22 protein-coding genes are annotated in these 22,657 nt (G+C 50.4%); 6 read left to right on the top strand and 16 right to left on the bottom strand.

Going from position 1 to position 22,657, the window contains the following annotated elements:
• The first annotated feature begins 42 nt into the window (after window positions 1-42).
• Window positions 43-951, top strand: a complete 909-nt coding sequence (locus OGY37_RS18555; protein ID WP_198579206.1) for a DMT family transporter — start codon at window positions 43-45, stop codon at window positions 949-951.
• Between the two features lie 37 nt (window positions 952-988).
• Here OGY37_RS18555 and OGY37_RS18550 read toward each other — a convergent pair whose 3' ends face one another.
• The 3 genes from OGY37_RS18550 to tehA form a co-directional block, all read right to left on the bottom strand.
• Window positions 989-1,663, bottom strand: a complete 675-nt coding sequence (locus OGY37_RS18550; protein WP_003833157.1) for a DUF3313 domain-containing protein — start codon at window positions 1,661-1,663, stop codon at window positions 989-991.
• Window positions 1,664-1,818: 155 nt separating this feature from the next.
• Complete coding sequence (tehB, locus tag OGY37_RS18545) at window positions 1,819-2,415, bottom strand: tellurite resistance methyltransferase TehB (RefSeq protein WP_003833160.1); 597 nt, start codon at window positions 2,413-2,415, stop codon at window positions 1,819-1,821.
• Window positions 2,415-3,416: a dicarboxylate transporter/tellurite-resistance protein TehA gene (gene tehA / locus OGY37_RS18540; protein WP_286621513.1), complete on the bottom strand. Its 1,002-nt coding sequence runs from the start codon at window positions 3,414-3,416 to the stop codon at window positions 2,415-2,417. Before tehA ends, tehB begins: the two co-directional genes overlap by 1 nt.
• A 113-nt stretch (window positions 3,417-3,529) precedes the next feature.
• Here tehA and ydcK point away from each other — a divergent pair, with 113 nt between their 5' ends.
• A complete protein-coding gene (gene ydcK, locus OGY37_RS18535) occupies window positions 3,530-4,510 on the top strand; it encodes a YdcK family protein (protein ID WP_218659227.1) in 981 nt (326 codons plus the stop codon).
• On the opposite strand, the gene rimL is transcribed toward ydcK, so the two are convergent.
• Window positions 4,502-5,047, bottom strand: coding sequence for a 50S ribosomal protein L7/L12-serine acetyltransferase (gene rimL / locus OGY37_RS18530; protein ID WP_286621510.1), 546 nt, complete (start codon window positions 5,045-5,047; stop codon window positions 4,502-4,504). The two genes, ydcK and rimL, sit on opposite strands and share 9 nt — an antisense overlap.
• Window positions 5,048-5,265: 218 nt before the next feature.
• Between rimL and alr the strand changes: the two genes are divergently transcribed.
• Window positions 5,266-6,492, top strand: a complete 1,227-nt coding sequence (gene alr, locus OGY37_RS18525; protein WP_286621509.1) for an alanine racemase — start codon at window positions 5,266-5,268, stop codon at window positions 6,490-6,492.
• Between the two features lie 66 nt (window positions 6,493-6,558).
• On the opposite strand, the gene OGY37_RS18520 is transcribed toward alr, so the two are convergent.
• From OGY37_RS18520 to OGY37_RS18505, 4 genes are all read right to left on the bottom strand, one after another.
• Window positions 6,559-6,783, bottom strand: a complete 225-nt coding sequence (locus tag OGY37_RS18520; RefSeq protein WP_003833168.1) for an HP1242/YdcH family protein — start codon at window positions 6,781-6,783, stop codon at window positions 6,559-6,561.
• A 167-nt stretch (window positions 6,784-6,950) separates the two neighbouring features.
• Entirely contained in the window at window positions 6,951-8,606 is a 1,656-nt protein-coding gene (locus tag OGY37_RS18515) for a glucan biosynthesis protein D (protein WP_103015377.1), read from the bottom strand.
• Between the two features lie 193 nt (window positions 8,607-8,799).
• Entirely contained in the window at window positions 8,800-10,143 is a 1,344-nt protein-coding gene (hglS, locus tag OGY37_RS18510) for a 2-oxoadipate dioxygenase/decarboxylase HglS (RefSeq protein ID WP_003833171.1), read from the bottom strand.
• 120 nt (window positions 10,144-10,263) lie between these two features.
• On the bottom strand, window positions 10,264-11,166 hold the full coding sequence (locus OGY37_RS18505) for a manganese-dependent inorganic pyrophosphatase (protein WP_286621507.1): 903 nt from the start codon (window positions 11,164-11,166) through the stop codon (window positions 10,264-10,266).
• Window positions 11,167-11,397: 231 nt separating this feature from the next.
• Here OGY37_RS18505 and pcaQ point away from each other — a divergent pair, with 231 nt between their 5' ends.
• A complete protein-coding gene (gene pcaQ, locus OGY37_RS18500) occupies window positions 11,398-12,321 on the top strand; it encodes a pca operon transcription factor PcaQ (protein WP_003020288.1) in 924 nt (307 codons plus the stop codon).
• 40 nt (window positions 12,322-12,361) lie between these two features.
• On the opposite strand, the gene OGY37_RS18495 is transcribed toward pcaQ, so the two are convergent.
• The 7 genes from OGY37_RS18495 to OGY37_RS18465 form a co-directional block, all read right to left on the bottom strand.
• Window positions 12,362-14,050, bottom strand: a complete 1,689-nt coding sequence (locus tag OGY37_RS18495) for a methyl-accepting chemotaxis protein (protein WP_148361934.1) — start codon at window positions 14,048-14,050, stop codon at window positions 12,362-12,364.
• A 169-nt stretch (window positions 14,051-14,219) separates the two neighbouring features.
• Window positions 14,220-15,338, bottom strand: coding sequence for an S-(hydroxymethyl)glutathione dehydrogenase/class III alcohol dehydrogenase (locus tag OGY37_RS18490; protein ID WP_286621501.1), 1,119 nt, complete (start codon window positions 15,336-15,338; stop codon window positions 14,220-14,222).
• A 32-nt stretch (window positions 15,339-15,370) separates the two neighbouring features.
• Window positions 15,371-15,646: a metal/formaldehyde-sensitive transcriptional repressor gene (locus OGY37_RS18485; RefSeq protein ID WP_003833178.1), complete on the bottom strand. Its 276-nt coding sequence runs from the start codon at window positions 15,644-15,646 to the stop codon at window positions 15,371-15,373.
• Window positions 15,647-15,740: 94 nt separating this feature from the next.
• Window positions 15,741-16,529, bottom strand: a complete 789-nt coding sequence (locus tag OGY37_RS18480) for a hypothetical protein (protein ID WP_286621499.1) — start codon at window positions 16,527-16,529, stop codon at window positions 15,741-15,743.
• Window positions 16,530-16,715: 186 nt separating this feature from the next.
• Window positions 16,716-17,762, bottom strand: a complete 1,047-nt coding sequence (gene ompA / locus OGY37_RS18475; protein WP_286621497.1) for a porin OmpA — start codon at window positions 17,760-17,762, stop codon at window positions 16,716-16,718.
• A 150-nt stretch (window positions 17,763-17,912) separates the two neighbouring features.
• Window positions 17,913-19,181: a Y-family DNA polymerase gene (locus OGY37_RS18470; protein WP_148361931.1), complete on the bottom strand. Its 1,269-nt coding sequence runs from the start codon at window positions 19,179-19,181 to the stop codon at window positions 17,913-17,915.
• Between the two features lie 2 nt (window positions 19,182-19,183).
• Window positions 19,184-19,603 carry a translesion error-prone DNA polymerase V autoproteolytic subunit gene (locus tag OGY37_RS18465; protein ID WP_148361930.1) on the bottom strand — a complete coding sequence of 140 codons (420 nt, stop codon included), beginning with the start codon at window positions 19,601-19,603 and terminating at the stop codon, window positions 19,184-19,186.
• A gap of 260 nt (window positions 19,604-19,863) precedes the next feature.
• Here OGY37_RS18465 and OGY37_RS18460 point away from each other — a divergent pair, with 260 nt between their 5' ends.
• The gene (locus OGY37_RS18460) at window positions 19,864-20,790 is read left to right on the top strand and encodes a DMT family transporter (RefSeq protein ID WP_063940792.1); all 927 of its coding nucleotides are present in this window, start codon (window positions 19,864-19,866) and stop codon (window positions 20,788-20,790) included.
• A 38-nt stretch (window positions 20,791-20,828) separates the two neighbouring features.
• Here OGY37_RS18460 and cybB read toward each other — a convergent pair whose 3' ends face one another.
• Window positions 20,829-21,359, bottom strand: a complete 531-nt coding sequence (cybB, locus tag OGY37_RS18455) for a cytochrome b561 (RefSeq protein ID WP_008784870.1) — start codon at window positions 21,357-21,359, stop codon at window positions 20,829-20,831.
• Between the two features lie 189 nt (window positions 21,360-21,548).
• Here cybB and gap point away from each other — a divergent pair, with 189 nt between their 5' ends.
• A complete protein-coding gene (gene gap / locus OGY37_RS18450; RefSeq protein ID WP_008784871.1) occupies window positions 21,549-22,550 on the top strand; it encodes a type I glyceraldehyde-3-phosphate dehydrogenase in 1,002 nt (333 codons plus the stop codon).
• Window positions 22,551-22,657 lie beyond the last annotated feature (107 nt).

The raw sequence follows: 22,657 nt of genomic DNA, 5'->3' as shown, positions 1-22,657 counted from the left end.
TCGTGACACAGTGTAAGTCTGACGACAAAAAGAGAGAGTTGTATGAACGCACTGTTGTACTGCCTGGTGGTGGTTATTTGGGGAACGACATGGATTGCGATTTATTTGCAGCAAGGTCCGGTTTCTGCGCCGGTTTCTATCTTTTGGCGCTTCGCAGTTGCCAGCTCGGTGATGATAGTGATCCTGTTGCTAAGCGGTAAATTACGCAAACTGTCTGGCCGCGATCATCTGTTTTGTCTGTTACAGGGCGGATGCGTTTTTTGCTTTAACTTCTGGTGTTTTTATACGGCTGCGGCGTGGATTAATACCGGCCTGGAGTCGGTGATTTTCTCGATGGCCGTCCTGTTCAATGCAGTTAATAGCTTCATCTTTTTTGGGCAAAAACCACCGCTGCGCTTCTATATTGCAGCGGGTCTGGGACTGACGGGCATCGTGACTCTGTTTTGGCAGGATTTGCTCAAAAGCGGGTTTAATCATTCACTGTTACTGGGCATCGGTTTGAGCGCTCTGGGAACCTTCGGCTTCTCACTGGGCAATATGATCAGTCTGCGTCACCAGAAAAAAGGGTTAGAAGTGTTAACGACCAACAGCTGGGCCATGCTGTACGGCACATTGCTGATCGCGGCCATTGCGCTGGTGCGCGGCGACAACTTCACGCCACAGTGGACATTCAGCTATCTTAGCGCGCTGTTATATCTGGCTATTTTCGGCTCAGTGATTGCCTTTGGCGCTTATTTCACGCTGGTAGGTCGCATTGGTCCCAGTAAGGCGGCATACAGCACGCTGCTGTTCCCGCTGGTGGCGCTGACGTTGTCAACATTGTATGAAGGATACATCTGGCAAGTTAATGCGATTGCCGGATTGGTGTTGATCTTACTGGGAAATCTGGTGATGTTTGCCCGACCGGAAGCATTGATGGGTAAAATACTCTATCGTCGTCGTGTGGCATAAAAAAACGCACCATCCTGAGATGGTGCGTTCATCATTTTTATTGTGGTTTTTTGTTCACATCAAACATGGAGGCATCGGTCGCCATGTCATCAACAACTTTCTTCAACGTTTCGAACGCCATCGGCGTGCTTTCGTTGTTCAGGTCTTTACCTTCACCCTTACGTACAACTTTAATCACCGGTTTATTGGTCGCTGCATCAATCAACTCACCCTCGAAATAGAGGTTGGTATCCATGGTACGGTGACCCGTCGCCATTTGCGTTCCTGCAACGAGCAGTGCAACCGGGACCACTTCATAGAACTGCAGTCCTTCTTTGCTGGTCGCTACACCGGTAATCGCCCCGCGGAAAATCAGACTACGTGGCCCTGGGGTTGTAACCAGAGGTTTACGCTGACCGATCGCCGTTTTCAACTTCGTATTGGTATAGGTCAGTAATTGATCAAGAACCTGCTGCCCTACCTGCGTAGTAGGTTTAGGAACCGGATAATACGTTACCGGGTTATAAACAATGTTGTCATATTTGGATTCGTTGTAGCTCGGGTCAACCCAACGGAGTACCGTTTGTCCCGATGCTGATTTTGTTTCCTTCAGATCAGAGTAATTTTTTAAAAACCCAGAATATTTATCCGGCTCGGTCACTTTTGACGCACAGCCGGATAATGCCAACAAGCCAGTAAGCACTGCAACTTTAAATAAAGTTTGAGTACGCATGAAACGATCCCTTTAGTTTTCGCAATGATGCCTAAAAAGGATAGCAAAACAGTTTCATTTTGGATGTACTAAAAATGGTAAGCACCGCACAATTTTATCTCTGCGCTCAGCACAAAAAATGCTGAACGCAGAAAGAGTTAACCCAAACGGGAGGTTCAGGAAGTTTTGCGTGCCAGCATGGTGGCAAAGCGCAGTTTAATTCGATTACCGTTTTCATCTGTACGATGAAGTTCACCTACGTCTTCGTTATATTTCAGCAGATCCCACCCACTGTAATAGTTGCGTAATTCTCCGGTTTTAAACGCGAACGGAAAACCTACTGTGCACGGAAAATCATCAGTATCCATCGCTGCGACGATTAAGTTATATCCACCCGGTTTAGTACAACGTTGCATATTCTCAATAAGGCCAGGGATCGTTTTAGCTTCAAGGAACATCAGTACAACGGTAGAAAGAATAAAATCGTATTCACCCTCAAAACGTAACGCATTAAGGTCAGCGACCTTCGCGTTCAGGTTGGTCAGCCCCTCAGCCGCTTTGATGCGCTCAAGGTTAGCGATGCTCATTGGGTTTTTATCCCATGCAGTAACGTCATAGCCATTTGCCGCCAGGTACAGGCTGTTACGACCATTACCGCAGCCCAGATCTAACGTTTTACCTGGCGCAACCACTTTTGCCGCTTCAACGACATCGGAATGCGTACGGGTTAAATCATATTTTTCAGTAAAGTAGTTTTCGTCGCAAAGGGTCATTATTTATCCTCAGATTTCAGTAATGCAGCACGCTCCGTGCGGATGAGCAGTTTCCCCTGCATCAGCAATGCAAACGTACGTATCAGTAATAATGCAATGATAAAATTGGTAAAAATAAACAGTGGGATAGACAGCGTATGAAAAAATCCTGATTCGCTGCTGTGTCCCAGATGCAATCCTGTCGTCGCCAGGGCCGACACGCCAAACGAGAAGCTCCAGAAAGACGCATTAAATGGCTGTGACAAATACCACGGCATAAGGCGTAGCATGAACAGAAGTTGCAGCAGACCATAACCAAATAGCATTTTAGCTAACGTATCCCCCTCGCCGCCGTTGACGCTAAGCCAGGCGCTACAAGCGACCAGCGCGGGGGCCAACTGTATACCAAGTGAAGTACGTAAAACCGTCGGTAGTTCACCGCAGCTACGTAAACGCTGCAGAATCACCGGCTCCAGGCTAAGCCAGGAAAATACCCCGGCGCCCAAAAACACCAACCCGGCATCGTTGAAGCCAAGTGCACCACAGGCCATGGCGCTGATAAAGTTATTGGCAACGGTCGGCAGATACAGACCCGGCGTGGTGGCCTCTTCCGGATGCTCGCCGCGCCACAGCCCTGCCGTTTGCCAGGCGGCGTACGCCAGCTGTATCACCACGCCAATGCTGAACAATCCTAGCGCCAGCGGTCGATACCAAGGGACAAAACCAATCGCAACCAGCATCGTTGTTGCTGGAAACAGACTGACAAAACTGCTCATCACCGGATGACGAATTTCCGCCAGTACGCTGTGCGGAAAACGTAGTAAGCGATTCACAAATGCCAGCGTCAGTAATCCCCAAATGACCATTGCGAGGATCACTAAGCCATCACCAATCCAGTGGCTCACCGGCCACACCTGGCTGGCGTAGCGCCACGCAAATCCCATCCCGATGGTACCCAGTACCATGCCAAAATAACCGGCCGGAAGATTGAGGACCCGTTCACTCTGTTTGTTCTTACTCATTTTGTTTATTTTTTAAAGTATATTTTAAATGCATTTTATGGAATATCTGCCGGTTTAGCCAGTGCAGAAAACTTTGCTACGTTTAACTAAGGTGCGCAACATGGAAATGAGCTATGACCAAATACCGTCTAAGCGATGAATCTCGCTCCTTTAGTTACCTGGATAATGGCAATAAAAAAAGTGTATTACTACGCCAAATCATCGCACTCATTGATTTTAATGATGTTAGATCCGGTACGCTCGGTGGCTGGATTGATGATGAAAGCGTTCTGTCGCAAAGCGGTAATTGCTGGATATACGATGAGAATGCGCTCGCGTTTTCCGGCGCGACGATAACCGGAGACGCCCGTATTACACAGGCAAGCGTGGTAAGAGATGGCGCGCAGATTGGTGATGCCGTCTGGATTGACCGAGCAGAAATCAGCCATAACGCGCAAATACGTGACAACGTCACCATTCAGAATTCTGTTGTTCGCGGTGAGTGCCTCATCTGCGGTGATGCACGCATTGTGTGTGACTCTGAAATCATTGCAGCCAGAGGGTTAACCCGTGAAAGCGACCAGCTCCTGCAAATTTACGAGCGGGCGGCAGTCAGCAATTCACGCGTGGTGCATCAGGCGCAAATCTATGGCGATGCGATGATCAATTATGCCTTTATAGAACATCGGGCTGAAGTTTTTGATTTTGCACGGATAGAAGGCAACGAAGAGAATAATGTCTGGATCTGCGATTGCGCCAAAGTCTATGGGCATGCACGCGTCATCGCCGGAACGGATGAAGACGCCATTCCTACCCTGCGCTACAGCTCGCAGGTGGCGGAACACGCGGTGGTTGAAGGTAACTGCGTGCTGAAACACCACGTGCTGGTTGGGGGGCATGCGCAATTACGTGGCGGACCGCTACAGCTTGACGGTCACATCCTTATTGAAGGCTATGCCTGTATTCTGGGTGAAGTGCTGATCGAGCATCATATTGAGATAACCGATCAGGCCCAAGTTGAAGCCTTTGATGGCGATGCGATCCATCTGCGCGGGCCAAAAGTGATCAACGGCGAACAACGTATCACGCGCACCCCTATCGCCGGTTTATTCTGAAGAGCCATCAATGATGCGGGCATAGAGATTCACATCATAGTAATCGCCATTGAGGAACTCCGCCTGTTGCATACATCCTTCCAGCTGGAAGCCATTGCGCAACGCCACCTGATTACTCCTGACGTTATCTACACGACATTTAATCACGAAGCGGCGAATCTCCTGACGCTGCGCATAATGGTGAATCAATGCCTGTAGCGCCTGAGACAGAATACCTTTGCCCTGGTGATCTTCATCCAGCCAATAACCAATATAAGCAGCTTTGTTCAGCGGCTCTATCTGGTTAAACGAGATAACGCCAGCCATCTCCCCTTGTTTGAAAATAAGGAACATTTTGGCGTAGCCGCGCTGGTGCAACATCATATTCCCCTGCACGTTTTTGCGCGTATCGTCCTCAGATTCGACAAACTGCGGCCAGTTCAGTGACTGTTGGAGCCAGGTTTTATTTTTAAGCACCAACTGATGCAGAGGGGTGACGTGTTGTTCTTCTACCGCCCGCAGTTCCAGCGCGTCACTAACGATAATTATTTCTGACATGTTTATCTCCTTTGCGATCGTAAACGGGGCATTTCTGACTGGCAGTAGCCGATATTACTCTGTTTAGCACCGAGGATGTCTTATTTTTATGCTGTAACAGCAATCACTTAGAAAGAATCTCTGGCGTGGAACCCGTTACTCTGGTGATCCGGGTATCCCCTCATGGATAGACCGTAATGATGACAATAACACTTTCATTCTATTGCTAAGGAGCAAGCATGGCAGCACCTTTGGGTCGTTTAGCACTTATTCCGCTTTTACTGATTACCGCCTGTCACCAACCTGTTTCCACCACGCAAGCAGGCCCCGTTCCCTTTGCGGTCAATAAGCAACAGGTTGTGGATAATACCACGCTGGAAATTTCCCGCAGCGCGCTGGAATATAACATCCATAAAGTTCAGCAACTGCTGGGAGATAAAACCCGGATGTGCGCCATTCTTAAAGGCGACGCGTATGGCCACGATCTCTCGCTGGTAACGCCGGTGATGATGCAAAACGGCGTGCAATGTATTGGCATCGCCAGTAACGAGGAGATTAGTACCGTTCGCCAGTCAGGCTTTACATCGCAGCTTATGCGCGTGCGTAACGCGACGGAGAAAGAAATGCGCCAGGCAGCGGATTTCGATACCGAAGAGCTGATCGGTAATCTGGACATGGCTAAGCGTCTGAGTGCCATTGCTCAGGAGAAAGGTAAAACCATTCGTATCCATCTGGCGCTGAACTCCGGCGGTATGTCGCGTAACGGTCTGGAAGTCAGTACAACTGCCGGTCTGGAAGAAGCCCGCGCCATTTCCGCATTACCCGGCCTGAAAATTGTTGGCATCATGTCGCATTTCCCGGAAGAAGATGCGGCTGTGGTAAAACGCGATCTGGCCCGTTTCAATACGCAATCGGCCCAGGTACTGAAAATTACCGGGCTTAAGCGCGAAGATGTCACCCTGCATGTCGCGAATACGTTCGCCACCCTGACCGTGCCGGAATCCTGGCTCGACATGGTGCGTGTTGGCGGCATTTTCTATGGCGATACTATCGCCAGCACCGAATACAAACGCGTCATGACGTTTAAATCCGCCATCGCGTCGGTAAACCATTACCCCAAAGGAAACACCGTCGGGTATGACAGAACCTATACCCTTAAACGTGATTCCGTTCTGGCCAATATCCCGACAGGTTATGCCGATGGTTATCGCCGTGTGTTCAGTAATGCGGGGCACGTGCTGATCCGCGGCCAGCGGGTTCCGGTACTGGGTAAAACATCCATGAATACCGTGATCGTCGATGTAACCGATTTGCCGCAGGTTGCATCCGGTGATGAAGTGGTGCTGTTCGGTAAACAGGGAAATGCGCAGGTTAGTGCAGAAGAAGTCGAAGAAATTAGCGGCGCGTTGTTCACTGAAATGTCGATCCTCTGGGGGGCGACGAACAAACGCGTGATGGTCGATTAACACCTAAAACAGGAAGGGCTTCCGTTTCTCGCAGGAAGCCCTTTTACACAGCAAGCGCCGTTCTACTTAGCTCTCACTGACACTCTCTTTTTGCAATATTTTGAGCAGATCTTCCTTCAGGTGGAGTTTCTGTTTCTTAAGACGAACAATGTCCAAACTATACCCCCGACCATCCGAACCTTCCAGTCTGGAGATCTCATGATCAAGGCTGTTGTGTTTTTCGAATAAGGACAGAAAGCGAGGGTTCTCGGATTTCAGTCGGGAAATAAGGTCTCTGTATTCTGGAAACATACTTTCTCCCTGTTAGTGGACAAGAACGTGTATAAGAAATACACACCCACAGAGTACCCATTTGCTATACAGAAAAATGCGAACAGGATCGAGTAAATAGTGTACAGAGTCGTTACGAGGATGAATGCAGATACGGCTCCCCATTAGGAGAGCCGTAAAGGGCGTGATTAACGCATCTCGCGGTCGTCAACGTACTGACGTTTATCCGGCGCTGGCGGGAAGTACTGATACAGCCAGGTTTCGCTGATGGCGTCACCCTGACAACGCAGGAACATACGCATATCTACCGGATCGGTTGAGTCAGAAGTCGGATACCAGTCAAACTGAATGCGATAACCGTCGATAGGCTCCACGTAGAGGATCTCAATCTGTTTCGCTTCACCGCTGGAGAGCGTAATCACCGGTTCAATGCCTTTCGGCGCAGCCGCTTTTAGATCGCCACCAACGAAGTCAACGGCAAAACGACGCGCCCATTTTTCCGGGTAATGCTCGCCCGGTGCCCATCCTTCCGGGAAGCCGCCCATGCCTGTCCGGGTCGCCATCACGCGAGCCAGCGGTGAACGCACCGGCGGTTGAGCGCTCCAGTACAGGCGATATTTGAATTCCAGCTCATCGCCGGCTTTGATCTTCTTGTCCGGCTGCCAGAAGCAGACAACGTTATCCAGCGTTTCGCCGGTCGTCGGGATCTCCATCAAACCGATGGTCCCCTTGCCCCACTGGTTGCGCGGTTCGACCCACAGACTTGGGCGCTTGTTATACCAGCCCATGATGTCCTGATAATGGGAGAAGTCGCGATCGAGTTGCAGCAAGCCAAACCCTTTCGGGTTGTTATCGGTATAGGCGTTGAACTGCAGCTTTTGCGGGTTATTCAGCGGACGGCAGATCCACTCGCCATTGCCCCGCCACATCGCCAGACGATCTGAGTCATGGATTTGCGGGTGAATAGTGTCGCACATCCGACGCTCATTGTTGCCGCAGCTGAACATGCTGGTCATCGGCGCAATGCCGAGCTGCTTGATGTCTTTGCGCGCATAGATGTGGTTTTGTACATCCATAATCACCTGCGTTTTCTCGCAGTGGATCACGAACTTGAATGCGCCGGTTACGCTTGGGCTGTCGAGAAGCGCATACACGGTAAAAGAGGTTGCGCCCGGTTTAACCGTTTCGAACCAGAAAGAGGTGAAATCAGGAAACTCTTCTTTACTGTCGGTGTAGGTATCTACCGCCAGACCACGGGCCGATAAACCGTACTGATAGGTGTCATCCACGGCGCGGAAATAGCTGGCGCCCAGGAAAGAAACGACATCGCGGCGGGCCAGTTCTGGCGCTTTAAACACGCGGAATCCAGCGAATCCGAGGTCCGTCTGCCCTTCCAATTGTTTGGTATCCACACCCGCGTCGTTGTATTTAAACAGTTCCGGACGGAAGTGAATTTCACGCGCCATATGCGTACTACCATCAACCGAGAACATGCGTACACGACGACGGAAGCCCATTCCCACGTGGAAGAACTGCGCATCAAGCTGACGATTTTCAACATTGTTCCACAGAGACTGCTCTGCGTCATATTGAATGCTGTTGTAGGCCTGCGGCGTCAGTTTCGCCAGCGTTTCCGGTAACGCGCGCGGTGCGCCGCCCCAGGGCTTCTGTGCTAAGTCATGGGCCATCGATTGCAGAACGGAAAAATCAAAACGTACGGTTTTTCCGTCTGCAATGTCAGACTCTGCCGCAAAGGCGGCGCGGGAAAAGAGTGATGCAATACCACTGGTTCCGCACACGGCGGCCATTGCCATTGAACCTTTAATAAATCGTCTGCGATTCATGCCTGAAAGTGAGTCCTTCTGGTCGTGTAAATGGTCCCGCGCCGGTCAAAATCAGCGGCAAGAGAGTGCACATTTCTGACCGCTCACTCTAGACAAAATTCATTAATAATCCAATTGTTGGTCGCCGATTATCTGTACAAAATCGAAAATATTTTATGTCGATGGGAACAGGCCGAATCCCATGTAAATTCCATTAAAGTAAACCACACCGACGTTTACTTCGCTCTTGAGCCTCCTGATATAGCGCAAACTCATCATAAACCGCGCAACCCAGCGCCTGTTCAAACGCGTCGCGGCTGGAATTTCCGTGGCTGCGAGCTTGTGTTTCATTACCCAAATTGGACTGGAAAATTCCTGCGGCGCTCACCGGTAAAAAATCTTCGTAGGTGATAGGTTGCGCAACCAGCCAGCCCCGTTCAATAAGCGGCTGCGGATCGTCATCCGGGCGAATCGCCTGCCGATGCGCTTCACCCGATGGCGTCAGACGATAGCGGAACCAGGCTAGCCCCTGCTGGCGCAGCAGGAATTCGCTGTCCGGGAAGGCTTTGAACACCTCCTGAAGATGTAGCTGATGCGTCAGATTGTCTTTCCCCGTTCCCGCTTTATTCAGCAATTCGTCGTACAACGCTCTGCCTTTCGGCGTCAGGGCCACGCCGCGCTGTTCGATTTCACCAAAACGTGCCGTGTGAGTGCCGCGCATTTCACCGGCAAACAACACCGGTTCTTCCAGCGCTTTGAAACTGGTCTGACGCAATAAAATGGGCACCTCGCGGCGCGGCGGCCCTTCAATCAGTATTTTGGGCTCAATGCCGCATTCCGGCATCATCGACTGCACCCGGTCAATATCCAGCGTTCGCGGTGTCAGATGGTTGATATGACAACCGGGGAAGCACACTACATCAGCAATCAGCCGATGTTCGTTATGTAATGCGTGATAGGTCTCTTCATCGACCGTGGCGTGCTGATGCCAGCGGAATGTTTCCAGCGCTTCATGCACAAACTCTTGCGCCTGTTCAGTTGTAAAACTGCCCTGCGCATCAAATTCATCCAGCAGCTCGTGGCAACGGCGGGTGAAAATATCGCGTTTCGCGAGGATCTCAGCGGCTTTTTGCCGCAGCGCGGCGTTTTCGATTAGTTCGAGCCGTAATAACGAGGTGAATACCCGAAACGGGTTGCGCGATAGCGAGGCATCGTCGATGGGACGGAAGGCTGTGGAATGTACTGGGACGCCCGCCTGGGAGAGATCGTAATAACTCACCGGATACATGCCCATAACGGCAAACATCCGGCGCAGCGTAGAAAGCTCCTGCGCGGTACCCACTCGAATGGCGCCATGACGCTCAACGTTTAGCCGGGCCAGTTCATCCGCATTCGCCAGTTTTTCATGCAGCGTCGGATTATTTTCCAGTACCGCCAGATTCACATCAGCGACAAGTTCCAGCAACGTGCCGTACTGCGGGACTTCCTGCTGGTACATTGCTGACATTGCCTGCGAAAATTGTTCCCGAATCTCATCTGCCGTGATGGTGTTCGCCATAATGTCATGCCTCCAGTGAATATTACCTGGAGTGTAGAAAACGCCGCTGACTCCGGTGGGAAGAATTTACAAAGTGTGACCCCGCGTAAACTTCCCACCCATACAAAAGATGAACAGTACCTACTGGCGTGGTTTCAAATGACTTTCCAGCCAGGGCAGCATCTGTTTTTTACGGCTAAGCATACCTTCTACCTCGCAAGGCTGCGGGATGTCTGAAAGTTCTGATCCAGCAAACCACAGGCTGGTGTCACCCAGATTGATGTCAGTGAGCATCAGCACGACTAACGCAGCATTCTTTTCTTCTGCATAGCTCGCCATTTCCTGACGGAGATCGTCCAGCACCGTATCCACCTGTTGCAGCGCATACAGTTCAAGCTGCGCTACACAGACTGAATGTCCATGGATGGTGAAGGTTTTAATGTCTTTCTGCAGAAGTTCGCGGGCGCTCATCCCTTCCACGCTTGTTTTGGCTGACAGCAGGTCGCGGCTGAAAGCGTCAAGATCCACTCCGGTTTTTTGGGCCAGCGCATCAACCGCCTGACGATCGTCAGAGGTGGTCGTTGGTGAACGTAGCGTGACAGTGTCACTCAATACAGCACCGAGCAGTATAACAGCCTCAGAGGAAGATAACTGGTTGCGTTCATCCTCCGTCATCAGTTGCCACAGCAGGGTTGCGCTACTGCCGACGGGCTTCACCCACACTTCCGGTGGCAGACGGGTGACTAACCCACCGAGTCGGTGATGATCGATAATTCCCACCACGTTACTTTCGGTCAACGATTCCGGCCCCTGGGTAGGCTCGGTGAAATCGACCAGCCAGACATCACGATCGGTCAGTTCAAACGCCAACCGTTCAGGCATCGTCAGCCCCGCATGCTCAAAGATAAACTGCGTTTCGCGGTTAGGCTCGCCCAAACGCCATGCCGTCGCCTGCTGGCCACGTAAACTAAGCCAACGCGCCGTCATTGCGGCGGTGCAGATGGCATCACTATCGGGATTAAGGTGCCCTATTACATGTATCATTCATCAGTGCCTTGTGAAGAGAAATCGTTCAAAAGTAAACAATCACCAAAGTATAACGACTGGGCACACTCCCTTCCATGATCCCACTCCCCAGCAATGCTGTACAAAACATAAGCAAAACAAATCAGTTGTAAGTAAAACATGATAAATGTTAATAATATTTTGCTATCAGGTTATCAAAAACAAACAACTTTACTTGTCACCGATACGGCTCTGTTTTTAACATCGCTTATGGAAAAAAATGTTCTGTTCAATCAGCGCATTCGCTTGCGCCACCTTCATACTTTTGTCGCCGTTGCACAGCAGGGAACGTTGGGGCGCGCGGCTGAGACCCTTAACCTGAGCCAACCGGCTCTCTCCAAAACGCTAAATGAACTGGAGCAACTGACCGGGACCCGGCTCTTTGAGCGTGGCCGCCTTGGCGCGCAGTTAACGCTGCCCGGAGAACAGTTTCTTACCCACGCGGTAAGAGTGCTGGATGCGCTCAACACCGCCGGACAAGCGTTAAATCAGCGCGAAGAGTCGCAGACTGATGTAGTACGGATCGGGGCCTTACCCACCGCGGCACTGGGCATTCTGCCTGCGGTAATTGGTCCTTTCCACAAGCAGCAAATGGAGACCACGCTACAGGTCGCCACCATGAGCAATCCGATGATTCTGGCAGGTTTAAAATCCGGGGAAATCGACCTTGGCATTGGTCGCATGGCCGATCCAGAATTGATGGTCGGTCTGAATTATGAATTGTTGTTTCTGGAATCACTTAAACTGGTCGTGCGCCCTAACCATCCGCTGTTGCAGGAAACCATCACGTTAAGTCGGGTAATGGAGTGGCCGGTGGTGGTTTCGCCAAAAGGAACCGCACCTCGCCAGCACGCAGAAGCATTGTTGCAAAGTCAGGGTTGTAAAATGCCGCCAGGCTGCATTGAAACACTGTCAGCATCGCTTTCCCGCCAGCTGACGGTTGATTACGACTATGTGTGGTTTGTCCCTTCAGGCGCGGTTAGAGAAGATTTACGCCAAGCGACGCTGGTGTCGTTGCCGATACCTACCCACGGGGCGGGCGAACCCATCGGTATTCTTACCCGTGTCGATGTGCAACTCTCTCAGGCCGCGCAGATCCTTATCGCCGCAATACGCAAAACCGTACCGTTTTGATACCCAAAATTAAGGGACCATCAGGTCCCTTAATTTATTGTTAAAACGTTTCCCAGTTATCGCCACTGGCCGTTGCCGTCTGCGGACGCGATTGGTCAGGCGTAGTGGTCACGAAAGCGCGTTTAATTGCACTCGTTCCCGTTAAGCGAAATGTACCTACGGCTTCCGTTAAGCGCGCCGCCTGCTCTTCGAGAGATGCCGCCGCAGCCGATGCTTCTTCAACCAGCGAGGCATTTTGCTGCGTAACCTTATCCATTTCTGATATCGCCTGGCTCACCTGTACGATACCCCGGCTCTGCTCATCAGAAGCCGCCGCAATTTCCAGCATGATATCGGTCACGCGTTTTACCGCGTCGACAATATCCGTCATCGTATTGCCCGCCGCAACGACTTCTCCGGAGCCCTGGTCAATCAGTCGGACCGATTCGCTGATCAATCCTTCAATCTCTTTTGCCGCCTGAGCGCTGCGGCTTGCCAACGTACGGACTTCACTGGCGACCACGGCAAATCCACGCCCCTGCTCTCCTGCCCGCGCCGCCTCAACCGCCGCGTTCAGCGCCAGGATATTGGTCTGGAAAGCAATGCTATTAATCACGGCTGTGATTTCGGAGATTTTCTTCGAGCTCGTTGAGATATTGCCCATGGTTTTCACCACGCCAGAAACCATCTGACCGCCCCGACTGGCCTTGCCGGACGCATCTTCCGCCAGCTTGCTTGCGTGATGCGCGTTGTCGGCGTTTTGCTTCACCGTGGCGGTCAGCTCTTCCATGCTGGCTGCCGTTTGTTCAATCGCCGCAGCCTGTTGTTCAGTACGTGAAGACAGATCGGTATTACCCGCCGAAATCTCACTGGTACCGCGGTAGATTTCTTCCGCGCCCTGACGTACCGTGCCCACCGTTTTCCCCAACGATCGTTGCATTGCCTGTAGGTGACGGCTCAGGCGACCAATTTCGCTACGCCCGGTCGGTTCATCTTGCATCGTCAGATCGCCCGCGGAAATTTGCTCAATACGCTTGGCCGCGCGTAACAGAGGATGAATGACCGTGCGGCGCAGAACAATGAACGTCATTACGGTCAGCGCCAGCGCAAGAACGAATGCACCCAGCATAAAAGCCATGCCTAGTTGTGTACGCTGATGCGCCTGTTCGCTTAACTGATTCGCCCTTGCGGTACGAATGTCGATCGCTTTTAACAATACCTTATTGTAAGCCGAGTCCAGCGGTCGGGCCTGTTCATTTTCATGGTTGATGATCGCTTCAAACATGCCGTTTTTAGCGTACTTCAGCATGGGCTGTAAGCCGTCGGTATAGGCTTTGAAGCTGGCGCTCAGTTCAGCATCTAGCGCTTCATCAGCAGACGTTTTTACCGCGCGTGACATATAAGCGTTAAAACCGTCCTGCGACTGCTTGATCCGTTTTTCTGCCTCGGCAATATTGGCCTTCATGTCATCCATTTCGGCAATACGGCTCGCCGCGCCGGCGTGGATCATATTGATACGCGCGGTGCGTAAGTGGTTAGAGCTGTTAGATAACCCCATCCTGACCTGAATCTCATCGGTCACATCGCGCTGATCGCGATCGGCCTGCATAAGAAAATAGCTTGCCAGCCCGGAACTTAAGGCGAACAGCAGAAGGATGCCACCGAGAATGGAGGAAAACAGCGGAACCAGCCGGATTTGATGCAGAAAGCCCAGTTTATGCTGGGCTTGCATCGATGTAGTGTTGTCCATGACCGTCGACTCTCTTGTAGGGTTTATGCGTGAAAACACGCCCGTTAGATAGTCATCGGCAATCCGGGAAGTTTACTTACCGTGAAAAGCGCCGGATTCGTCACACTTTCACAACATAATTCTAAAAAATTCAGGAAAGTGCCAGCGGTTAAATCCGCTGGCCAATGAATCAGTTATCGCCAAAGTGGATAACGGTACGGATGGACTTACCCTGATGCATTAAATCGAACGCTTCGTTAATCTGCTCTAGCGGTAAACGGTGGGTGATAAACGGATCCAACTGAATTTTCCCGCTCATTGCTTCTTCAACCATGCCAGGAAGCTGAGTGCGCCCTTTCACGCCGCCAAACGCGGAACCGCGCCAGACACGCCCGGTAACCAACTGGAACGGACGCGTTTTGATCTCTTGTCCTGCTCCCGCCACGCCAATGATGATGCTTTCGCCCCATCCTTTATGGCAACATTCCAGCGCTGCGCGCATCACGTTAACATTACCGATACATTCAAAGCTAAAATCCACACCGCCGTCAGTCAGTTCGACGATCACATCCTGAATCGGTTTGTCGTAATCCTTCGGGTTGATGAAATCGGTCGCGCCCATTTCACCTGCCAGCTTAAATTTTTCCGGATTGGTATCAACGGCCAGAATACGCCCGGCTTTCGCTTGCACCGCGCCCTGAATTACCGCCAGGCCAATACCGCCCAGACCGAATACGGCTACGGTGTCGCCTTCTTTCACTTTTGCGGTGTTATGGACTGCTCCAATACCGGTGGTCACGCCACAACCTAGCAGACACACTTTGTCCAGCGGAGCCTGCGGGTTAACCTTCGCCAGAGAGATCTCCGCGCAAACGGTGTATTCGCTGAAGGTGCTGGTGCCCATATAGTGATAAATCGGCTCACTGTTATACGAGAAGCGCGTTGTGCCATCCGGCATCAGACCTTTGCCCTGGGTCGCACGTACGGCCTGGCACAGGTTGGTTTTACCCGATTTACAGAACTTACACTCGCCGCACTCTGCGGTGTACAGCGGGATCACATGGTCACCCGGTTTCAGGCTGGTGACGCCTTCGCCGACTTCAACCACAATGCCGCCACCTTCGTGCCCAAGTACCGCCGGGAATACGCCTTCCGGATCATCGCCAGAGAGCGTAAAGGCGTCGGTGTGGCACACGCCGGTATGGGTAATTTTAACCAGCACTTCGCCTTTCTTTGGCGGTGCGACGTCGATTTCGACAATTTTTAACGGTTGGCCGGGGCCGAATGCAACTGCTGCACGTGATTTCATTTGTCTCTTCCCATTATTGCGAGGTGATGGTGTTATTTTAGATAAGCACGCAGAAGATGGCCGATTTCAGCCATGCGCACGGCACGCTGGTCTGGCGTAGTTTCCCCGCTGACCAGCTCGTCTTTCAGATGGATCTCAACCATTTCGCCCATCAGGCCATTGGATGCACCGCGCACGGCGGCTATTTGCTGCAGGATAGCCAGACACGGTTCGCCGGACTCCAGTGCGCGCTCAAGCGCATCAACCTGACCGCGAATACGGCGTACACGGGTGAGAATGCGTTTCTTGTCTTCAGGTGAATGCGGCATACGCCCTCCAGATACTATAGGGGGGTATACTATCAGATTTGTTATTTGGCTGTAAAATATATGATTACTGATTATGTTAACGCATTGATTTTTATTATATTAGTTTGAACAACACCCTGATTGGTTTTAACTGTGTCAGATGCACCCAAAGATTATGTAGATTAATAAGATCTGCCTGAGCCAGTATCGCCAGGGTGATCATCAATGTGGACGCGGTAATCACAAGCATCAAACGACTAATATTTTTTTGGATCCTGACCTGTTGCTTTTCTCGTTTATCTTCAGATTCCCATGAAACAATTGTTGAAATAGCCTTGCCCTGAATATAATATTTTTCATCGTTAAATTTAATCTCCTCTGTAATGACAAGAGATTGTAATAACAGAAAAACCTTTCTTCTGAAATCTTCGTTCTTGATATGTTTATACCAAAGGGTACCGTACAATAGATCGATCACCTCTTCACACGTCACTCCGGTGTGCGTTTTCTGCGGTGATTGATGCACATATTCATTAACTAACACCTGTAACAACATTATACGATCAAGTCCGGTCAATTCCCTGGTACTGGAGAAGGTAGAAAAAACTCTACTCTTTGCTCTTGCCAACATATTTTTCACATAAGCTATACGAGTAAAATAACTTATTGCAAAAAGAAAAATTGAATCAAATCTTAATGGCCCTTGTTTTCTCCAATGAATAATCTCAACATTCATCTTTTCAAGATCATTGAGTGGAAGGTTTATTTTCTCCACATAGGCGTGCTGCTCAGCATGCCATTTTTCAAGCACAACACTTTTGCCTCTTAGACTCACAAGCTGATATTTTTCTTGTTTAATATCCGAAAAATAAACACCATAATAATTATATACTTGATCATCCACATGTTTTTTCAGAGTAAACCGTGGCAGAAAATAACGCCATAATTTACCTTTAGCTCTCGAAACTAACGATTCTATGAACATGATTACGCTCTAACATCTTTAAATTGTCACAGTTAATGATAGTTCACTGTGCGAATAAAAAAGCCCTCCCCATTCGATAATGAGGAGGGCTTTTTGTACACTGGTTTAGTGCTTATCAGTGATCTCAACAACGACATGGCGATCTGGAGCAAGACAATTAATCAGCTGCTGTCCGGTCTGCCCATCACAACTGGATCCCGTGACAGAATCACTCGAACCATATCCTTGTGCAGTAATGTTTGCAGCCGGCATACCTAAAGCGACTAATTCATCGGCGACAGCCTGCGCGCGTTGGGCCGACAGTTGCTGGTTATAATCTGCGGCTCCGGTGCGATCGCTATAGCCAATAACAACGGTCGCTTTATCTTTTGCCGGTTGCAGACCGGGGTTTCGGTATAGCTGCGCAATCGCCGCTTTCCCTTCTGGGGTTAGTGCTGCTGAATCATAACCAAACATCACATCAGATTTTAAGTTAAAACGCTGAGGTTCAGGCGCAGGAGTGGCGGCAACTGCCGGAGCAGGCGTAACCTCCGCGTCGTCATGCTGGCCAAAGCGATATGACAACCCAGCGGTAACGGAACTAACATCACTCGATACGCCAATCTGGTTTTCATTACCCACGTTGCTCACCCATTGGTATTCCACGCGACCAGCCCAGTTCTTGTTAAAGGCATATTCCGTACCGACAGCCACAACCGGACGCACACCGGTATCAAAGCGGTTATTGCCTTTAATATCTGACTCCGCGCGATATCCCATTGCCCCTGCACGACCGTAGAGATCCCAATCAGCAGTCAAACCATAACTTGCCTTCAAAGATAATTGCAGGCCCTGACTTTTCATTTGAGAACCAGATGCGCCATTTTTACCGTTGAATTGCATATTGCCTAAATAGTCATAACCGCCTTCAACTGCCAGCCATGGAGTAATCTGATAGCCTGTAAATACACCACCACCGACGTTATCGCTATCAAAACCAACATCACCATATTTATTACCATTAGCCCCCGTTTGCTGGCTTGCGCTGGTATCAAAGTAATGCGACCAACCAAATTTCCCACCAGCATACCAGGTTCCCGCATCCGCGGCGGCAAATGCCGTAGTCGCGGTCAGCGCATTTGCAATAATGAGTGTAATAAGCGTCTTTTTCATAAATTTCCTATTATAGACTTGCCGTTTGTCAGTTAGTTATCTGTTAGTCGGCGCTACAATAAGATTTTTAATGAAGGCTGATAATCGTTTTTTTATTTATTTCTGGACAGTTTTAGAATCGCTCTGGACGCTTATTTACGATAACAATGGCTATCCCACCCGCAGTAAATCGCTATATCTCGTTGTATAACGCGGTGAAAGCATATCTCGCTTCATTGCCCACGGTTGTTGTATACCTTGTCCGGCAAAATAGAGTGTTCCTTTACCCTTTTCAGCATTGAGTGTATCCAGAACGGCCATCAGCTTATCGCTGTTATGCCGTGGGGCGTTGTCATCAAACAGATTCAACTGCGCAACGCCAGAACTAAAAAAATCGCCCAGCATGACCCCTGCTTTTTGATAACGCAGCCCCTCCCGCCATATTGCGTCCAGGCTACGTGTGGCCGCCCTTATAATTTCCCGACTATCCTGGGTTGGTGTCAGCAGTTTTATCGATGCGCTGTTACCATAATACGGCTCATTCAGGGAAAATGGGCTGGTTTTGATAAACGTAGAGATAAACCGGCAGAACTGGTGCTCTCTGCGTAATTTTTCCGCAGCACGTGCAGCATAGGTACAAATAGCCTCTCTCATCGCATTGTAATCCGTAAGTTTTTCACCAAACGATCTTGAACAAATGATCTCCTGCTTAACTGGCGCAAACTCCTCCAGCGCCAGGCAAGGTTCACCGCGCAACTCCCGCACAGTGCGCTCAAGCACCACATTGAAATGTTTGCGGATAAAGCGAATATCGGTATCCGCCAGGTCGCAGACCGTTTTAATGCCCATAGCATCCAGTTTTTTACTGATACGGCGTCCGATACCCCAGACTTCATCAACCGGAAGCGCAGCCATCAGCTTACGCTGGCGCTCAATATTCGAGAGATCAACCACCCCGCCAGTCTGTTCCTGCCACTTTTTGGCCGCATGGTTCGCCAGCTTGGCCAGGGTTTTGGTCTGGGCGATACCGACCCCAACCTTAAGATGTGTTTTCTGTAAAATGGTTTCTCTGATTTCCCGACCAAAATCCGTAAGATCCCTGCAGTTTCGCACGCCGGTTAAATCACAAAAGGCTTCATCGATACTGTATATTTCCACGCGTGGAGACAGCTCCTCCAGAATCGACATCACCCTGCTGCTCATATCCGCATACAGCTCGTAGTTCGAACTAAAGCAGAACACGCCGCTGCGCCTGAACAGATCTTTCTGTTTGAAGTATGGCGCGCCCATATTGACGCCAAGCGCCTTCGCTTCCGCGCTGCTGGCAATGACACAGCCATCGTTATTTGAAAGAACAACAACGGGTTTACCTTTCAGGTCCGGTCGGAATGCCGATTCACAACTGGCATAAAACGAATTAACATCCACCAGCGCAAACATAATCAGCCCGCGGCTTTGATGATAAATGTCACCACGCCAAATATATCCAGCGTGTCCTCGCTGCCGATCATGATCGGCGCGTAGGCGCTGTTCTCTGGCTTCAGCATCACCACCGGATGCAATTGCAGGCGCTTAACGGTGAATTCGCCTTCAATAGCAGCAATCACAATGTCTCCGTGGGCCGCTTTTCTGGCACTGTCGACTACCAGCAAGTCGCCAGCACCGATCCCTGCCCCCATCATGGAGTCGCCAGACGATTTAACAAAATAGGTTGCGCTGGGATGCTGCACCAACAGGTCGTTAAGATCGATACGTTTCTCAACGTAATCCTGCGCCGGAGAAGGAAAACCGCAGGGCACGAGATCGCTAAATAGCGGGAATTGTTTGATTTCGCGATGTTCTACTGGCTGGAAAAACAACATAATAATCTGCCTCTCATGCAACTGTATTTATATACAGTAGTTTTAATGAGGACAGTGATCAAGTGACAGACGTGGCGAACTGAGCGTTGTTTAATCATCTTGCCGGTAAGCGTTTATGCTATCTGGAAAAATAATTTTCGGTTTTATTCCACAGAAGAAAGTACAAATTTTCGCGACATGTACTCAGCCGGAATGATAACGACTACGGCGCCCTGAAAGCGCGTATAGTGGCGTACTAAAATCATTAAAACGGACACATTATGACCACCGCAGGGAAAAGTCATCCGCTGGCCATTGGCGGCCTCATCACCTTAACGCTCATCTGGAGCTACAGCTGGATCGCGATGAAACAGGTCACGCACTACATCGGCGCGTTCGACTTCACCGCACTACGCTGTTCTTTTGGCGCATTATTGTTATTCATCGTTCTGTTACTGCGTGGCCGAGGAATGCGCCCGACACCTTTCGGCTATACGTTAGCGATCGCCTTACTACAAACATGCGGCATGGTTGGATTATCACAATGGGCGCTAGTCAGCGGCGGCGCAGGTAAAGTAGCCATACTGAGTTATACCATGCCATTCTGGGTGGTGATTATGGCCGCCATTTTCCTCGGTGAACGCATGCGGCGTTTACAGTATTTCGCCATTGCCGTGGCAGCTGCGGGATTATTGCTGGTTTTACAGCCATGGCAACTGAACTTTGCCTCAATGCAAAGCGCGCTACTGGCGATCCTTTCTGGGATCAGTTGGGGGGCCAGCGCGATTGTCGCCAAGCGAATGTATACCCGCCATCCGAATATCGATCTGTTAGGGTTGACCGCATGGCAGATGCTGTATGCCGCGCTGGTGATGAGCCTGGTGGCCTGGCTGGTTCCACAGCGAGCTCCAGACTGGCAACCTGTCGTTTTCTGGGCATTAGCTTATAGCGCCGTGCTGGCGACGGCGCTGGCATGGAGTTTATGGCTGTTTGTGTTGCGTAACTTACCAGCCAGTATTGCCAGCTTAAGTACGCTGGCGGTACCTGTCTGTGGCGTTCTGTTTTCCTGGTGGTTGCTGGGTGAAGAGCCTGGTGTTGTTGAAGGCTGCGGTATTGTGCTGATTGTTGTTGCGCTAGCTATCGTCAGCCTGAAAAAACGCGTCTCCCAGGTTCAAAGCGTACGAAAAGCACCACCCTGCGAAAATTAATCGGCTAAAAAAATGCCCCGCATTTGCGGGGCGTTACCTCAGGAGCGTTTACGCGGCATCATGCGCAACAGCGTATTATCCTTCCAGAAATAGTGATGCATCAGAGCGGCAACGGCATGCAGACCAATAACAAAATAGCCCAGGTTTGCCAGCGTCACGTGCCAGGACTTCAGCATATCCACTAAATCAAAGTTGGCCTCTGCCGCATGCGGCATAACGATGCCGAATGCAATCCACGGGTTACCCCGGTTGTACATCATCACCAGCCCAATAATCGGCAGGACAATAAACAACAGATAGATAACCAGATGCCCCAGATGCGCCATGCCGGTCATCATTGGCTTCGGTTTCGGCACAATCGGCGGAGCCGGGTATTTCAGCCTGACCAGCAAACGCGCCACCATCAGCGTTAAAATAGTGATACCGCAGGAGACGTGCACCATGTTGAACAAGGGGCGATAGCTGCGCGGGAAAAATCCGCGAAACTCCATGGCACTGTAGGCCACAATAACCAACAAAAAGACCAGCCAGTGAATACCGATTTGCAGGCCAGAATACTTATTCCCCATAACACTTCCTGAATAAAAACAATAATGCGTCAACATAACGGGCTTTTGTTAAAAATTCATTAACTTTTGTTCACCCATTTTCAGTCGCTTACGCTTAACCGCAAGAACCGCTATTGCCGAGGATGCCTGTCTGGACTAAGCCTGGTAGGGAAAATATGTCGTACCGCCTCATCCTGACAGGAGAAAACCATGAGTAAAATTGGCATTAACGGTTTTGGTCGTATCGGTCGTCTGGTATTGCGTCGACTACTGGAAGTCAAAAGCAACGTGGAGGTTGTGGCCATTAATGACCTCACCTCACCTAAAATTCTCGCCTATCTGTTAAAGCACGATTCAAACTACGGCCCGTTTCCCTGGAGCATCGACTTTACCGAAGACGCGCTGATTGTCGACGGTAAAAAAATCGCGGTTTACGCAGAAAAAGAGGCCAAAAATATCCCATGGAAAACCACTGGCGCTGAGATAATCATCGAATGCACCGGTTTTTATACCTCGACAGAAAAAGCCAACGCGCACCTGGATGCAGGGGCCAAAAAAGTGCTGATATCCGCCCCGGCTGGCGACATGAAGACCATTGTCTTTAACGTCAACGACGACACAATGGATGCGAACGATCGGATTATCTCGGTCGCATCGTGCACCACCAACTGCCTGGCACCGATGGCGAAAGCGCTGCACGACAGCTTCGGTATTCAGCTTGGCACTATGACCACCATCCACGCCTACACAGGAACGCAGTCGCTGGTTGATGGTCCACGCGGGAAAGATCTGCGCGCCTCGCGGGCAGCAGCAGAGAACATCATTCCCCATACCACAGGTGCCGCCAAGGCCATTGGTCTGGTTATTCCGGCGTTGAGCGGAAAATTAAAAGGCCATGCCCAGCGTGTTCCGGTGAAAACAGGATCTGTCACGGAACTGGTATCGATATTGGGGAAAAAAGTCACTGCTGAAGAGGTCAACAACGCGCTGAAAAAAGCCACGCAAAATAATGAGTCGTTTGGTTATACCGACGAGGAAATCGTCTCGTCAGATGTCATTGGCTCGCATTTCGGTTCGGTATTTGATGCAACACAAACCGAGATTACCGAAGTGGGCGATCTGCAACTGGTAAAAACCGTCGCCTGGTACGATAACGAATACGGTTTTGTCACCCAGCTTATTCGTACGCTGGATAAATTTATCAAGCTCTAATATTCTGGCGGAGGTCCGCCTCCGCCCTCTTTCATTTCCCGCGAATTCAATACGTTGTGAGTCTCTCCCCGTTTTCGATTCACTGACTGTGCTATAGCTAACCTTTG

The organism is Citrobacter sp. Cpo030, from assembly GCF_030333005.1.
GTDB classification, from domain to species: Bacteria; Pseudomonadota; Gammaproteobacteria; order Enterobacterales; family Enterobacteriaceae; genus Citrobacter; species Citrobacter portucalensis.
Note: the sequence above shows the minus strand (reverse complement) of the source record. Positions and strands in the feature narration are given on the sequence as shown.

Excerpts from the sequence above, each read along its gene's own strand:
- rimL (WP_286621510.1), bottom strand. The coding sequence starts at position 5,047 with ATGTCAGAAATAATTATCGTTAGTGACGCGCTGGAACTGCGGGCGGTA.
- tehB (WP_003833160.1), bottom strand. The coding sequence starts at position 2,415 with ATGACCCTTTGCGACGAAAACTACTTTACTGAAAAATATGATTTAACC.
- hglS (WP_003833171.1), bottom strand. The coding sequence starts at position 10,143 with ATGGCGAACACCATCACGGCAGATGAGATTCGGGAACAATTTTCGCAG.
- OGY37_RS18485 (WP_003833178.1), bottom strand. The coding sequence starts at position 15,646 with ATGCCGCATTCACCTGAAGACAAGAAACGCATTCTCACCCGTGTACGC.
- OGY37_RS18520 (WP_003833168.1), bottom strand. The coding sequence starts at position 6,783 with ATGTTTCCAGAATACAGAGACCTTATTTCCCGACTGAAATCCGAGAAC.
- OGY37_RS18515 (WP_103015377.1), bottom strand. The coding sequence starts at position 8,606 with ATGAATCGCAGACGATTTATTAAAGGTTCAATGGCAATGGCCGCCGTG.
- OGY37_RS18555 (WP_198579206.1), top strand. The coding sequence starts at position 43 with ATGAACGCACTGTTGTACTGCCTGGTGGTGGTTATTTGGGGAACGACA.
- pcaQ (WP_003020288.1), top strand. The coding sequence starts at position 11,398 with ATGGAAAAAAATGTTCTGTTCAATCAGCGCATTCGCTTGCGCCACCTT.
- tehA (WP_286621513.1), bottom strand. The coding sequence starts at position 3,416 with ATGAGTAAGAACAAACAGAGTGAACGGGTCCTCAATCTTCCGGCCGGT.
- alr (WP_286621509.1), top strand. The coding sequence starts at position 5,266 with ATGGCAGCACCTTTGGGTCGTTTAGCACTTATTCCGCTTTTACTGATT.
- OGY37_RS18505 (WP_286621507.1), bottom strand. The coding sequence starts at position 11,166 with ATGATACATGTAATAGGGCACCTTAATCCCGATAGTGATGCCATCTGC.
- OGY37_RS18470 (WP_148361931.1), bottom strand. The coding sequence starts at position 19,181 with ATGTTTGCGCTGGTGGATGTTAATTCGTTTTATGCCAGTTGTGAATCG.
- OGY37_RS18490 (WP_286621501.1), bottom strand. The coding sequence starts at position 15,338 with ATGAAATCACGTGCAGCAGTTGCATTCGGCCCCGGCCAACCGTTAAAA.
- OGY37_RS18495 (WP_148361934.1), bottom strand. The coding sequence starts at position 14,050 with ATGGACAACACTACATCGATGCAAGCCCAGCATAAACTGGGCTTTCTG.
- gap (WP_008784871.1), top strand. The coding sequence starts at position 21,549 with ATGAGTAAAATTGGCATTAACGGTTTTGGTCGTATCGGTCGTCTGGTA.
- OGY37_RS18460 (WP_063940792.1), top strand. The coding sequence starts at position 19,864 with ATGACCACCGCAGGGAAAAGTCATCCGCTGGCCATTGGCGGCCTCATC.
- OGY37_RS18550 (WP_003833157.1), bottom strand. The coding sequence starts at position 1,663 with ATGCGTACTCAAACTTTATTTAAAGTTGCAGTGCTTACTGGCTTGTTG.
- ydcK (WP_218659227.1), top strand. The coding sequence starts at position 3,530 with ATGACCAAATACCGTCTAAGCGATGAATCTCGCTCCTTTAGTTACCTG.
- ompA (WP_286621497.1), bottom strand. The coding sequence starts at position 17,762 with ATGAAAAAGACGCTTATTACACTCATTATTGCAAATGCGCTGACCGCG.
- OGY37_RS18465 (WP_148361930.1), bottom strand. The coding sequence starts at position 19,603 with ATGTTGTTTTTCCAGCCAGTAGAACATCGCGAAATCAAACAATTCCCG.
- cybB (WP_008784870.1), bottom strand. The coding sequence starts at position 21,359 with ATGGGGAATAAGTATTCTGGCCTGCAAATCGGTATTCACTGGCTGGTC.